Here is a 13,025-nt window from a genome sequence, read left to right as displayed (position 1 = left end):
TTGATCGGTCAATAGGGGTATATCCTCTTAAAATACATCATAAAAGCAGGATATGTTTAGGGCGGATAGCGCCCGGCTTTGAGGATTAAAAATCAACCAATATGAAATACCCGACCTTATTCACTCTTTGCATTCTGGCCACAACATTGCTTCAGGCACAGCACGAAGCCCTCTTTGATGATGTATCGTCTTTTGGTGCTTTTGGTGGCCCTATCCTTGAGTTCAGCTCCATTAACGGCCAACTGGTAGCTGACGTTGGCGGCGGCGGCGCAATTATTCTTGATGAATTCTTTATCGGCGGCTACGGCATGGGCACCGACTACCCGGAGGTCAGCTTTGAAACAGAAATCGATGGGGAGCTGACCGAAATTGACGCGGATATTGACTTCGGCCACGGTGGCCTTTGGTTTGGCTATGTGAGGGATATCGAACAAAAGATGCACCTCTATTCCAGCCTGAAAGTGGGCTGGGGCCGGGCCGATCTGGAACACGACATAGCCGACCTGCCTTCGGACCGCCTTTTTGTCCTTACCCCCGAGATTGGCATAGAACTGAACATGACCAGGTTTTTCCGCATTGGCCTGACCGGCGGCTACCGGATTGTGAATGGCGTCAGCCGCCTGCCGGGATTGGACAATCAGGATTTCAGTAGTCCAACGGTTGGCATTACCTTCCGGTTTGGCGGGTTTGGCAGTTACTGGGATTGGGATTAAATTGTAGCTTTGCCCCAGGCATAGCTATTCGATGAGGTACTTCGCAGAACTGGCATATAACGGCACCAATTACGTAGGCTGGCAGTCCCAGCCCGGGCAGCGTAGCGTTCAGGGCACTATTGAGGAAGCCCTGAGCACCATTCTCAATACGCCCATTGAGGTGGTAGGCTGCGGGCGGACGGATGCTGGCGTTCATGCCAAACAATACTTCCTGCACTTTGATTTTGACGGCAGCTTTCCTCAGGGCTTCGACCGGCGGATCAACAAATTCCTGCCCCCGGATATTGCCATTTACCGGTTTATTGAGGTGGCCCCGGATGCGCATGCCCGCTTCGATGCAACCCACCGGGCCTATGAATACCATATCGACTTCCGCAAGAACCCTTTCGGGAAAGATACCCGGTACTTCTTCCCCTTTGCCGGCCAACTGGACGAGAAGCTTTTACAAAAAGCCGCGCAATTATTGCTGGAATATCAGGAGTTTTACCCGTTTTGCAAGTCGAATACCGATGTGAAGACGATGCGCTGCGACCTGCGCCGGACCGAGTGGATCATAGACCGGGAAGCCCATAGCATGGTCTTCCACATTGCTGCCGATCGTTTCCTGAGGGGTATGGTACGGCTCATCGTGGGCATGTGCCTGAATGTAGCGCACGGGAAGCTCGATCTGAAAGCCGTTCGTGTAGCGCTGGAGCAGCAAACCCGCCTGCCCAAAAGCCTCAGCGCCCCTCCGGATGGGCTCTACCTTACGGATATCCGTTACCCGTTTATCGATTCTGCAACCTGATGGGCGGAAAAGCGTTCTCAAAGGATATGAAAAACCGTCAGACCTCTATCAAGATGAAATATGCTCCTTTGCTTGCTTTGGCACTGCTCACCACGTTACTCCACACTTCCTGCGAAGAACAGGTCGCCGCTGTGGCCAACCAACCTGATCCTTTCTTCGACCTTGAAGCTTACATCGAAGAGCAAATCTCCGACTTGAACCAGAAACAGCCCAAGGTCCGCAAGACCATCTCGGTGGAAGGGCAACAGGAAACTCAGCAGTTTGACTCCCTCGATTACCGAACGGAGCTGAAGACCTTTCTCAATTCCGATATCAACCGCAAAGCATGGATCGACAAATACAAAGCGGACAGCACCTTTGAGGGGAGTCAACTGAGGCAAGTCACCTACAAGGCTACCGGAGAGGACCTGAAAACACGGCTGTTGCGCGTACAATACGAACAGGGAAAGGTCTCTGATATCTATATCGAAAACCGTACGAATAGCCTCGTTGCCGATGTCCGTCAGGATTTACATTTTCAGCCCGGTCAAGGATACCGGTTAGTGACCACTCAGGAAACGGTGCTCTCCGAAAAACAGGAAATTGAGGTGGAAGCGAAATGGCAATGAGCGGCCGTAAAGTCAGAACAAAAAAAAGAGGCAGCGCTACCACAGCACTACCTCAGCCCTAACCAAATAAAACCAAATTATAACTTCTATAACAAAGAAAAGCTTTAAGGCGCTTTTCTGTTTTTCTCTCTTTCGATAATACAAAGGTAAGTACTTTGTGTAAAAAATACAATAACAAAATTGTTAAAAAAGCAGGCCCGGGTTTATAAAACTTAAAACAAAAGGTCTTTTCTAATCAAAATTAACTATATTCTAAAGGCACATATATAGGTTTCTAGATATTTTAATAAAAAAATAAGCGCCCTCCTAAAATTTAATTCCGGTCATTAAATTCGTACCAAATAAATTTCCGAAGACCATTCTGTTTGATTTTCAGCTACCTGCCGCAAGATTTCCTGAAAAAAAATGAAAAAAATTATCTTTGGGGCATGAGATCTACCAAAATCATGCTCAGCGTACTGGTATTGTCCCTTTTGGCAGCACCCTTAATACACGCACAGGATAATCCTACCGACGAGGACGCCTTCTTCATCCGAAAAATTTACGACCACACCCTCACCAACAGTCAGTGCTACGACTGGCTGCAGTACCTGACCCGGCGAATCGGGGGGCGGCTGGCGGGCTCCCCGCAGGCTGCCGCAGCGGTAGAGTATACCCGTCAGATGCTGGACACCCTCGGGCTCGACAGTGTATGGCTTCAACCGGTCATGGTGCCGCACTGGGAACGGGGCGAACCGGAACGGGTGCGCATCGTCAACTCCATGAAGATGGGCAGTGTGGACCTGAATGCCCTGGCTTTGGGCAATTCGGTGGGCACGGGCCCTGCCGGCATCACAGCGGAGGTGGTGGAATTGCGCAGCCTCGATGAGGTAGACAGCCTGGGCGAGCAACTGCGTGGCAAGATCGCCTTCTTCAATCAACCGATGGACCCCACTGAGTTGAATACTTTTGCAGCATATGGCAAGGCAGCCGGGCAGCGGGTGTATGGCGCATCCCGGGCGGCCCGTTATGGTGCAGTGGGAGCTTTAGTGCGTTCCCTGACCACCCGTCTGGACGATATCCCACACACCGGCTCCACGGCCTACGATGATCAGGCAGACCCCGTCCCGGCCATTGCGATCAGCACCAATGATGCAGAACTGCTCAGCCGTTTGCTGAGGGAAGAGCCTGTGCGCGTGTACATGCGCAACAACAGCCGCATGCTCAGCGAGGCCCTTTCCTATAATGTGATCGGTGAAATCCGCGGTTCGGAATACCCGGAGGAGATCATACTTGTGGGCGGGCACCTGGATTCCTGGGATGTAGGCACAGGCGCACACGACGACGGCGCCGGCTGCGTACATGCGATGGAGGTATTACGCCAAATCCGGCTAATGGGCTATCAGCCCAAACGGACGATCCGCTGCGTACTTTTCATGAATGAAGAAAACGGCCTGCGTGGCGGCAGGGCCTACTGGAAATGGTCAGACGAGCAGAAAGAATACCATACGGCAGCCATTGAATCCGACCGGGGCGGCTTCACCCCACGGGGCTTCACGGCGGACGGGCACGATGAGGTGTTTACTAAAAAATTCAAGCGGGTCATCGAGTGGATCCCTCTGCTTGCCCCGTACGGGCTGGACTTTGAGAAAGGAGGTTCCGGCGCCGACATTTCCGGTCTCAAGAGCCAAAAAGGGCTGCTCTTTGGCTTCAAACCAGACTCACAGCGCTATTTCGATTACCACCACACCCCTATTGACGGGCCGGATGTGGTTAACAAAAGAGAGCTGGAGCTCGGTGCCGCCTCCATGATGAGTTTGGTCTACCTTATTGATCGGTACGGACTGGACTGATTCTGCAGGATGAAGTAGTGGCGTGTGCATAACAAATCACACTACTTGAAGTAGCCTGGCAGCATTCGTAAATGAGCTGGAGCAGAGCGGGAAGCTCTACCCCAGCAGCTACCGCTCTTAAATGCAGAGGGCTGCCCCCCCTGGTATTGATAGCTGTGGTCACTTTCTGTTTTGTGCAATTTGTCATACACATAGTAGTGGCAGGGTTACAACCATTACTATATTTTTGCCATTACCTTTACGACAACTTTAGCAAAACGCTCCACTTTATGGCAGAACGCATACAACTGCACGATCTCCATTTCAAGCCCTACCTAAGCAAAGCTCAGATACAAGCCCGCATACGTGAACTCGGGCAGGAGATTGCGGCAGACTACCAAGATAAGAAGCCGCTGTTCATTGGTATCCTCAACGGCGCATTTATGTTTACCGCTGATCTGGCCCGAGCCTGCCATTTCGATGCTGACTTTGCCTTTGTGCGCCTGAAATCCTACGAGGGGACGAGTTCCTCAGGGGAAGTCATCACCATGATTGGCTTGAAAGCGCCTGTGGAAGGCCGGCACCTTATCCTGGTGGAAGACATCATCGACACGGGGCGCACCCTGCATACTTTCCTGCCCCAGCTGCAGGCCCAAAAACCGGCTTCGGTGCGCATTGCCGCACTGCTTTCCAAGCCTGAGGCACGGGTCAAACCATTGGAGGCCGATTACACCGGGTTTGAAATCCCCAATAAGTTCGTAGTGGGGTACGGGCTCGACTACAATGAACTCGGCCGCAACCTGCCTGCCATTTATCAACTCGAAGACTAATCATGGACCTATCTAACATCTGCCGGCAAGCCGTGTTACTTACAGAACAAACCGCCCGCTTCCTTCGCCAGGAACTGGGCAATGTCAGCACCAGTCAAATCGAAGAAAAAGCGCTCAACAGCCTGGTTTCCTACGTCGACAAGACTGCTGAAGTCCAGCTGGTGGAAGGCCTGCAAGTCATCACTCCCGGCTGTAGTTTTCTAACTGAAGAAGACAGTGTGGAGAATACGGAAGGAGAATTGCGATGGATTGTAGACCCCCTTGACGGCACCACCAATTTCCTTTTTCAGCTGCCGGTGTTCTCCATTAGCCTGGGGCTGGAATTGGAAGGGGAACTTGTGCTCGGCATCGTTTACGAAGTCAACCAAAGCGAAGCATTCTATGCCTGGAAAGACGGCGGGGCCTACCTCAACGGGCGCTCTATCCGGGTGAGTCAGCGGCCAAGCCTGCCGGAGTCGCTCCTGGCTACCGGCTTCCCCTACTACGATTATGATCAGACACAAGCCTACCTGAAGGCCCTGGAACACTTCATGCAGCACACCCGGGGCATCCGCCGGTTTGGCTCGGCTGCAGTCGACCTGGCTTATGTAGCCTGCGGCCGCTTCGACGGCTTTTTTGAATACAGCCTGCAGCCCTACGATGTAGCTGGCGGCGCCCTGATCGTACAGGAAGCCGGTGGGATAGTGACTGATTTTCAAGGCGGGGGCAACTGGTTGCATGGTGGAGAAATGCTCGCTTCCAATGCGCTTATTGCCACCGATTTCCTTAATGTGGTGCGAACGGCTTTCAAGTCTTAACAGGCCTGACAGACAGATGCTTACACGAAGCTGCGCTTTATGCGAACAAAAACGAACAAACGTTCGTTTTTATAGTATCAAGTTATTATATTTGCATATCGCAAAGGCTATTTTGCCGTCTGATATAACCTAATGACGACATGAAAGCGCCAACAGACTACGCACACCTCGAAGATCAATTTCAGGCACGCATTGATGCCGAAGAAAAAATAGAGCCTAAAGACTGGATGCCGGACAAGTATCGTAAGACGCTGATCCGGCAGATTTCACAGCATGCCCACTCCGAAATTGTAGGGATGCTGCCCGAAGGCAACTGGGTAACCCGCGCCCCTTCCCTGCGCCGAAAAGTCGCCCTTCTGGCGAAGGTACAGGATGAAGCGGGGCATGGCTTGTACCTCTACGGTGCTGCCGAGACCCTGGGTGCAGAGCGGGATGACCTCCTCGACGAGCTCCACACCGGTAATGCCAAGTACAGCAGTATTTTCAACTATCCTACTCTAAGCTGGGCGGATATCGGTGCGATTGGCTGGCTGGTAGACGGCGCTGCCATTATGAATCAGGTGCCACTATGCCGCTGTTCTTACGGGCCGTATGCCCGTGCGATGGTCCGCGTCTGTAAGGAAGAGAGTTTTCACCAACGTCAGGGTTATGAAATCATGCTGACCCTTGCCCGGGGCACCGAAGCGCAGAAAAAGATGGCGCAGGATGCCCTTAACCGCTGGTGGTGGCCTTCATTGATGATGTTTGGCCCCAACGATGCAGAGTCTAAGCACACCGCTCAGTCGATGGCTTGGAAAATCAAGCGCTTCACCAATGACGAGCTCCGGCAGCGCTTTGTGGACATCACAGCGCCACAGGCAGAATTTATCGGTTTGACGATACCGGATGAGCACTTGAAATACAACGAAGAAACTGGTCACTACGACTTTGGGCCCATCAACTGGGACGAGTTCTGGCAGGTTGTCAGCGGTGAGGGCCCCTGCAACCGTCAGCGCCTGAAAGCACGCCGCCGGGCCCACGAGGAAGGGCAGTGGGTGCGCGACGCCGCTCTGGCACATGCTGAAAAACGCCGACAGCGCCAAGCTGCCAAAAAAGATCAAAAAGTAGCCTAACCAATGAGCGAAAAGAAAAACTGGCCCCTGTGGGAAATCTTTATCCGCAGCAAAAATGGCCTCAACCACAAGCACGTAGGCAGCCTCCACGCTGCTGATGCTGAAATGGCGATTGAAAATGCCCGCGATGTTTACACGCGCCGTATGGAAGGTATAAGTATATGGGTGGTGGAATCCGAACATATCACGGCCTCAAGCCCTAACCAAAGCGAATCTCTATTCGACCCGGCCAATGATAAGGTGTACCGCCATCCAACCTTCTACAATCTTCCGGACGAAGTGAAACATATGTAAGTGCTTTGTCAGCCCGGAGCTCCTTCCGGGCTGCCTTTTCCTCCTTTGATTCTGTAAGTCTCAGAACGTTTAATCATGACATTAGCCGACGCCAAATACCAATACCTGCTCCGCATGGGCGATAATGCCCTCATCCTTGGCCACCGCCTTTCCGAATGGTGCGGACATGGCCCTATCCTCGAACAGGACATCGCAATGACCAACATCGCCCTCGATCAGGTGGGGCAGGCACGCAGCTTGTTGCAGTATGCCGCTCAGCTTGAGGGCAAAGGGCGTACGGAGGATGATTTGGCTTACAAGCGGGACGTCATGGAATACCGGAATGTGCTCCTGGTGGAACAGCCCAATGAAGACTTTGCCTACACCATCGTACGGCAGTTTCTATTTGATGCCTTTAACTTTCTCCTCCATAAAAGCCTCGTCCACAGCAATGACGAACACCTCAAAGCTATAGCTGAAAAGTCACTAAAGGAAATCACCTACCACCTGCGGTACAGCTCTGAATGGATGATCCGCCTGGGCGACGGCACAGCTGAGAGCCACCAAAAAATACAGACAGCACTGGATGATCTTTTCATCTACACCGGTGAGCTCCTCACCCCGGATGCCGTGGATCAGGCCATCTCCGAAGCTGGAATTGGGCCGGACTTTACCGCGCTTCAGGCACCCTATCAAGCCAAAATAGACGAAATCCTGCAGCAAGCCACCCTCCAAAAGCCGGAAGTCAAATACATGCAAAGCGGTGGCAAGGATGGCCGTATGCATACGGAATACCTGGGCTACATTCTGGCTGAGCTGCAATTCGTGCAGCGCGCTTACCCCAACATGGAATGGTAGAAAAGGAGGGTACTGAGCAATTGAAGTGCCCAATACCCGCTTATTTTTAAGGTGCAGGGTTAGGAATCGCCTCGTGCACGGCTTCTATCTCGTTCAGTACATCCTGACTGAGCGTAACTTCAATACTACTGATATTTTCCCGCAGTTGTTCCATCGTGGTCGCTCCGATGATGTTCGCCGTTGTAAAAGGCTGTTGATTGACAAAGGCGAGGGACATTTGCGCCATGTTGAGCCCGTAGTCTTCGGCTATGGAAAGGTAACGGGCCGTCGCTTCCTGGCAATTCTGGCTATTGTACCGGGAAAGCTGTTTGAACTTATTGATGCGGTCGCCCGGCTGATCCTGTTTGCGGTGGTACTTGCCCGAAAGCAGCCCAAAAGCCATTGGCGAGTAGGCAAGCAGCCCGGTTTGTTCGCGCATAGCTACCTCTGAAAGCCCGACTTCGAATGTCCGGTTGAGTAAGCTGTAGGGGTTCTGAATACTAACCATGCGCGGCAGGTTATGCACTTCTGCCAGATGATGGTAGCGCATGAGGCCCCAGGGCGTTTCGTTAGATACTCCGTAGTGCCGGATCTTCCCCTCTTCCTTTAATTCATTCAGGGTTTGCAACACTTGTGGCAAATTGTCCTCCCATGCTTCATCGGGGTTGTGCTTATAGCCGCGCTTGCCGAAACAATTGGTATTGCGCTCCGGCCAGTGCAGCTGGTACAAGTCGACGTAGTCGGTCTGCAGGCGGTTCAGGCTGCCCTCGATAGCGGTACGGATTTGCTCCGGCGTGAAGCGCAGGGGGTTGCGGATGTGCTTTAGCCCGGTGGAAGGGCCCGTCACCTTGGTGGCTATGATGACGTCATCGCGCCTGCCCCTGCCTTTGAGCCAGGTGCCGATGATGCGTTCAGTGCTGCCCTGCGTTTCCGGGCGGCCCGGCACACTGTACATTTCAGCGGTATCTATAAAATTGACCCCCTGATCAACGGCGTAACTGAGTTGCTCGTGCCCTTCTGCTTCGGTATTCTGCTCACCAAAAGTCATAGTGCCCAGACAAATTTTGCTCACCTTAAGGCCGGTGCGGCCAAGTTCTGAATATTTCATTGATGTGTTATCAGTTTGAAAGCGAATTTAGGAAAGTTATATAACACAAACAGCGCTGGCTTCAGGAGTTTGAAACCAACGCTGCTATTTTTACTCTATATGAATGATAGCCTACAGGTGCTTCCGAATGCCCATAAATATACCCGCATTCATATGACGCTGCTGTACAGCGAACTGATCTTGGGTGACTGAGTTCGGGAACATTTTGAAGTGCGGTTCTATCAGTAACTCCAGGCCTGACTTCGTAGCATAGGTCAGGGCAACACTACCATAATAGCCTACACCAGCCTGCCGCTTGAACACACTAACCGAGTTAGGGTCTTCCGGGTTAAGCGGAGTGGGTGTGAGCGTCTCTGGTGAAAGGAAGTCGCCGCTTTGGCGGAAGAGCAGGTTCAGGTATGCACCGCCGTTAACCGACAGCCCAAACTTGCCCATATCCATTTCGTAGCCTACAATAAATGGGATATCGAGCATACGGTAGGTATTGCGGCTCACTTTATAGCGCTCGCCCACAGTCACTATCGTATCATACCCAATGATATTTCCCTGATTGTCGCGGACCGGCTCGGTGATTTCCCGGCGTTCCGTACCGTTGAAGTAGGTAAATTTTTCATTGACCTGAGAGTAGTTGATCCCGGTACGGAAAGCCAGACCGTTTGCTGCTTCGAGGGAGAGGCGTACCCCACCGCTATAGGCGAAGACAAAAGACTCCGTTTCCCGGCGGCTCTTGGCATAGTCTTCGAAGTTGGCATTGCGGGCTTCGAGATCACTAAAAGCCAGGTCAGGCGATACCATCAGGTCGACGTATATCCCCCAATTGCCGTTGCCAAACTGTGCACACTTAGGCTCAGGATTGAATAGTGCAGGCAACAACGTCTTCTGCTCCCGCTCGTATACGGCAGCGATGCCGGGCAGTGCCGCTTCATGCGCAGGCTTTGGCAGGACCGATGCAGGAACGGCAAGGGTGGTCTGTTCCGCTGTGGCTAGCGGGTTGGCTTCCGTTTTAGAATAATCCAATACGGCAGAAGCCAACTGCTGAGTGGATTGTTGAGTAGCGATGGCTGCCGATTGGGCAACAGTAGCCTTAGGCACTGCTATGACGGACGGCTCATCAGAAATGTAGAGTGTGGATTGCGGGCTGCGCGCCGCAGGGCGTGAGGTGTTTGCGAAAGCGGTGCTTTCAGTTTCTTTGTGTTGTTCAATCGTTTTTGTAACAGAAGGTGTAGCCGCTGCCCGGAGGGCGATCTGCGGTTGATGTGGTGTTGCGAGAACAGGAAAAGCAGTGAGTGTGGGCTGCTGATTGTTCCAAAGCAACAGAGCTACCCCTGCGGCGGCCATGGAGGCCAGCACAGTTGCGAATGGCCTGTAATGCCGGATCTGATTTAGGAAACGGTGCTTCCAATTGCGTTTTTGGTCTATTTGCTCCCAAAGATGCATTGGCGTTTCGGTGGTCAGGCCCTGCAATTTGTCCCGAAACGCATCATCCAGGGGATGTTGTCGGTTCATACTGCAATTTTTTGAATTTTAACAATCATGCCTTGAAGCATTTTTCTGGCCTTGACTAATTGGGATCGTGATGTGCTTTCCTGAATACCCAGCATGTCGGAAATTTCCTTGTGGCTGTACCCCTCAATAGCGTAGAGGTTGAAGACCACGCGGTACCCTTCCGGTAGCTGATTGATCAGGCGAAGCATTTCTTCTTGTTCTAAGTTTTTGTAGGATTCTGGTTCCGTTGAATATTCGGGCTGGTTTTCCAGACCGATTTGTTCTTGCTGAAAGCTTTTCTTGCTGTAGTTTTTCAGGGCGGTGTTGATGACAATTCGCCGGATCCAGCCTTCAAAGGAGCCTTTGAATTGGAATTTATGGATATTATCAAAGACCTTCACGAAAGCGTCCTGCAGTATATCCTCCGCCTCCATCCGGTGACGGGTATACCGCATGCATACCGCTAGCATCTTCCCAGCGTAGCGCACAAAAAGCGCTTGCTGACAATGCCGGTCTTCTTTTATACAGCCTTGAACAATCTCTTTTTCCGTCACAGGAAATTATTGAGCTATACGCCCTACACCACTGCATTTTCCCCTAATGTAGGAACCCATAGTTTGTTCAAAATACCCAGGTTAGCGGGAGGTTAAGCTTGGCGAAACCTATCATTAAGATGGCTTGGTCAGGGGAAACGCTGCCTGGATATTCAAAAAAATATAACTCAAGATACAGAATATTATGGTATTATGCTGGAACAAATCAATATTTTCCCTATGCCTCCGGACCTGGGGTGGCTCCGGACAAAACAATGACTATGGAAAAAGCGGAACGAATCGTTGATCAGATGTACAGTAAGGATGCTTTTAGTCAGTGGTTGGGCATTGAAGTAGTAGCGGTAGCAGCAGGCCACTGTGTGCTAAGGATGGAGGTACGGGAAACCATGCTCAACGGTTTTGACATCGCGCACGGCGGGATCAGCTACAGCCTTGCGGATAGCGCGCTGGCTTTTGCCTCCAACTCGAAGGGCAGGCATGCGCTGAGTATTGAGACTTCCATTTCGCATTTAGCCCCCCTGAAGGCAGGGGACATTATTACCGCCACAGCTACGGAAGAGCAGTGCAGCCGCCGCATCGGCCTTTACCGGGTGGAAGTCCGTAAGGCCGATGGGCAACTCGCTGCTATTTTTAAAGGTACGGTGTACCGTAAAAGTCAGGACTGGGAAGTGTAGGCTACTTCCAGGTCTTCAGGTGCAAATGCTCGTAAGCCTGCTTCTCCAGCTCTTCCCGATGATCGGGGTGCGCAATGGAAATCAGCTGACGGGCCCGCTGACGGAGGTTGCGGCCGAACATTTCGGCTACGCCATACTCCGTGACGATGTAATGCACGTGCGCGCGGGTCGTGACTACCCCGGCACCGGGTTTCAGCATGCAGGTAATGCGGCTGATGCCCTTATTGGTAGCGGATGGCAGTGCGATGATGGGCTTACCACCCTCTGAGAGCGATGCCCCCCGGATGAAGTCCATCTGCCCGCCTACCCCGGAGTACACGCGCGTACCGATAGAATCGGCGCACACCTGTCCGGTCAGGTCTATTTCAATGGCGCTGTTGATGGCCACTACTTTTGGATTTTGGCGGATCACAGCTGTATCGTTCACATAAGCGATGTCCAGGAAGCGGACCAATGGGTTGTCATCTACGAAATCGTAGACTTTTTGTGTGCCCATCAGAAAGCCCGTTACGATATGGTTGCGGTGTTTCACCTTATGCTCGTTGGTGATGATGCCTTTTTCTACCAGATCAATGACCCCATCGGAGAACATCTCCGTGTGGATCCCCAGCTCCTTATGATTAGACATTGCTGCCAAAGCCGCATTGGGGATGGTACCAATGCCCATTTGAAGGGTGGAGCCATCCTCCACCAGGTTGGCGATATGCTGACCGATGCGCTTCTCAATATCTGTGGGTTCCGGGAGGGCAATTTGCGGAAGGGCATAGTCGACCTCCGTCACCCGGTCAAACTTGCTGATATGAATAACGCCATCACCGTGGGTGCGCGGCATGCGAGGGTTGATCTCCGCAATCACGGTTTTAGCGGATTGCGCAGCGGCAAGGCTGGCATCCACGGATACGCCGAGTGTGCAGAAACCATTTTTATCCGGAGGAGAGACCTGCAGCATCGCCACATCTAACGGAAGTATTTGGCGGCGGAACAACAGGGGCACTTCGCTTAGAAAGATCGGGATATAATCTGCCCGGCCGGCTTGTACGGCTTTCCGCAGATTCCCTCCCACGAAGAGGTTATTCACCCGGAAGGAGTCTTCCATACCTTCATCGGCGTAAGGCGCCGGCGCATCGGTATGCAGGTGCATGATTTGGATATTCCGGAGCTCCTCTGACCGTTTGGCCAGTGCCTCAATTAATGTCTTGGGGGCTGCGGTAGCACTGTGAATAAAAATCTTGTCCCCGGTTTTGACTAATGCGACCGCTTCCTCGGGGCTGACAGCGGTGTAGGATGGATTAAATTTCATGGTAATTATTTCATTCCGTTTGGCCGAAAGTACTTATAAAGCGCATAAAAGGGAAGGAAGGTTTGGCATTTTGGGGGGTGATTTTTGTTACCGTACTTTTTACAATAAGTACAGCTAAAAACAAGCCCCGGCAGCC

General features: G+C 52.2%; 14 protein-coding genes. 10 read left to right on the top strand and 4 right to left on the bottom strand.

Features of this window, described 5'->3' with window-relative positions:
• Positions 1-101 precede the first annotated feature (101 nt).
• From ACO08I_RS19900 to paaC, 9 genes are all read left to right on the top strand, one after another.
• Positions 102-713 (top strand): hypothetical protein, encoded by a 612-nt coding sequence (locus tag ACO08I_RS19900; RefSeq protein WP_282776995.1) that lies wholly within the window; start codon positions 102-104, stop codon positions 711-713.
• Between the two features lie 31 nt (positions 714-744).
• Positions 745-1,500 (top strand): tRNA pseudouridine(38-40) synthase TruA, encoded by a 756-nt coding sequence (gene truA, locus ACO08I_RS19895; protein WP_421946880.1) that lies wholly within the window; start codon positions 745-747, stop codon positions 1,498-1,500.
• Between the two features lie 26 nt (positions 1,501-1,526).
• Positions 1,527-2,108 (top strand): hypothetical protein, encoded by a 582-nt coding sequence (locus ACO08I_RS19890; RefSeq protein ID WP_282776993.1) that lies wholly within the window; start codon positions 1,527-1,529, stop codon positions 2,106-2,108.
• Between the two features lie 428 nt (positions 2,109-2,536).
• A complete protein-coding gene (locus tag ACO08I_RS19885; protein ID WP_421946879.1) occupies positions 2,537-3,940 on the top strand; it encodes a M28 family peptidase in 1,404 nt (467 codons plus the stop codon).
• A gap of 269 nt (positions 3,941-4,209) precedes the next feature.
• Positions 4,210-4,749 carry a hypoxanthine phosphoribosyltransferase gene (gene hpt, locus ACO08I_RS19880; protein WP_421946878.1) on the top strand — a complete coding sequence of 180 codons (540 nt, stop codon included), beginning with the start codon at positions 4,210-4,212 and terminating at the stop codon, positions 4,747-4,749.
• A 2-nt stretch (positions 4,750-4,751) separates the two neighbouring features.
• Positions 4,752-5,546, top strand: a complete 795-nt coding sequence (locus ACO08I_RS19875) for an inositol monophosphatase family protein (protein ID WP_421946877.1) — start codon at positions 4,752-4,754, stop codon at positions 5,544-5,546.
• Positions 5,547-5,686: 140 nt separating this feature from the next.
• Positions 5,687-6,658, top strand: coding sequence for a 1,2-phenylacetyl-CoA epoxidase subunit PaaA (gene paaA, locus ACO08I_RS19870; RefSeq protein WP_282776986.1), 972 nt, complete (start codon positions 5,687-5,689; stop codon positions 6,656-6,658).
• 3 nt (positions 6,659-6,661) lie between these two features.
• Positions 6,662-6,952 carry a 1,2-phenylacetyl-CoA epoxidase subunit PaaB gene (paaB, locus tag ACO08I_RS19865; protein WP_039722707.1) on the top strand — a complete coding sequence of 97 codons (291 nt, stop codon included), beginning with the start codon at positions 6,662-6,664 and terminating at the stop codon, positions 6,950-6,952.
• A 75-nt stretch (positions 6,953-7,027) separates the two neighbouring features.
• Complete coding sequence (paaC, locus tag ACO08I_RS19860; protein ID WP_421946876.1) at positions 7,028-7,789, top strand: 1,2-phenylacetyl-CoA epoxidase subunit PaaC; 762 nt, start codon at positions 7,028-7,030, stop codon at positions 7,787-7,789.
• A 46-nt stretch (positions 7,790-7,835) separates the two neighbouring features.
• Here the strand turns inward: paaC and ACO08I_RS19855 are convergent, their stop codons facing one another.
• The 3 genes from ACO08I_RS19855 to ACO08I_RS19845 form a co-directional block, all read right to left on the bottom strand.
• Positions 7,836-8,876, bottom strand: coding sequence for an NADP(H)-dependent aldo-keto reductase (locus ACO08I_RS19855; RefSeq protein WP_421946875.1), 1,041 nt, complete (start codon positions 8,874-8,876; stop codon positions 7,836-7,838).
• Positions 8,877-8,987: 111 nt separating this feature from the next.
• Entirely contained in the window at positions 8,988-10,382 is a 1,395-nt protein-coding gene (locus ACO08I_RS19850) for a hypothetical protein (protein ID WP_421946874.1), read from the bottom strand.
• Positions 10,379-10,915 (bottom strand): RNA polymerase sigma factor, encoded by a 537-nt coding sequence (locus tag ACO08I_RS19845; protein ID WP_282776975.1) that lies wholly within the window; start codon positions 10,913-10,915, stop codon positions 10,379-10,381. Before ACO08I_RS19845 ends, ACO08I_RS19850 begins: the two co-directional genes overlap by 4 nt.
• Before the next feature lie 260 nt (positions 10,916-11,175).
• On the opposite strand from ACO08I_RS19845, the gene paaI reads away from it, so the two are divergent.
• Positions 11,176-11,589 (top strand): hydroxyphenylacetyl-CoA thioesterase PaaI, encoded by a 414-nt coding sequence (paaI, locus tag ACO08I_RS19840; RefSeq protein ID WP_421946873.1) that lies wholly within the window; start codon positions 11,176-11,178, stop codon positions 11,587-11,589.
• Position 11,590: 1 nt separating this feature from the next.
• Here paaI and ACO08I_RS19835 read toward each other — a convergent pair whose 3' ends face one another.
• Positions 11,591-12,889: an acetyl-CoA hydrolase/transferase family protein gene (locus ACO08I_RS19835; protein ID WP_421946872.1), complete on the bottom strand. Its 1,299-nt coding sequence runs from the start codon at positions 12,887-12,889 to the stop codon at positions 11,591-11,593.
• Positions 12,890-13,025 lie beyond the last annotated feature (136 nt).

Source organism: Phaeodactylibacter xiamenensis, assembly GCF_965229835.1.
GTDB classification, from domain to species: Bacteria; Bacteroidota; Bacteroidia; order Chitinophagales; family Saprospiraceae; genus Phaeodactylibacter; species Phaeodactylibacter xiamenensis.
The sequence above is the reverse complement of the archived record's forward strand: the minus strand, read 5'-3'. Positions and strand labels throughout refer to the sequence as shown.

Excerpts from the sequence above, each read along its gene's own strand:
- ACO08I_RS19885 (WP_421946879.1), top strand. The coding sequence starts at position 2,537 with ATGAGATCTACCAAAATCATGCTCAGCGTACTGGTATTGTCCCTTTTG.
- ACO08I_RS19835 (WP_421946872.1), bottom strand. The coding sequence starts at position 12,889 with ATGAAATTTAATCCATCCTACACCGCTGTCAGCCCCGAGGAAGCGGTC.
- ACO08I_RS19890 (WP_282776993.1), top strand. The coding sequence starts at position 1,527 with ATGAAAAACCGTCAGACCTCTATCAAGATGAAATATGCTCCTTTGCTT.
- truA (WP_421946880.1), top strand. The coding sequence starts at position 745 with ATGAGGTACTTCGCAGAACTGGCATATAACGGCACCAATTACGTAGGC.
- ACO08I_RS19855 (WP_421946875.1), bottom strand. The coding sequence starts at position 8,876 with ATGAAATATTCAGAACTTGGCCGCACCGGCCTTAAGGTGAGCAAAATT.
- ACO08I_RS19900 (WP_282776995.1), top strand. The coding sequence starts at position 102 with ATGAAATACCCGACCTTATTCACTCTTTGCATTCTGGCCACAACATTG.
- hpt (WP_421946878.1), top strand. The coding sequence starts at position 4,210 with ATGGCAGAACGCATACAACTGCACGATCTCCATTTCAAGCCCTACCTA.
- paaA (WP_282776986.1), top strand. The coding sequence starts at position 5,687 with ATGAAAGCGCCAACAGACTACGCACACCTCGAAGATCAATTTCAGGCA.
- paaC (WP_421946876.1), top strand. The coding sequence starts at position 7,028 with ATGACATTAGCCGACGCCAAATACCAATACCTGCTCCGCATGGGCGAT.
- paaI (WP_421946873.1), top strand. The coding sequence starts at position 11,176 with ATGGAAAAAGCGGAACGAATCGTTGATCAGATGTACAGTAAGGATGCT.
- ACO08I_RS19850 (WP_421946874.1), bottom strand. The coding sequence starts at position 10,382 with ATGAACCGACAACATCCCCTGGATGATGCGTTTCGGGACAAATTGCAG.
- paaB (WP_039722707.1), top strand. The coding sequence starts at position 6,662 with ATGAGCGAAAAGAAAAACTGGCCCCTGTGGGAAATCTTTATCCGCAGC.
- ACO08I_RS19875 (WP_421946877.1), top strand. The coding sequence starts at position 4,752 with ATGGACCTATCTAACATCTGCCGGCAAGCCGTGTTACTTACAGAACAA.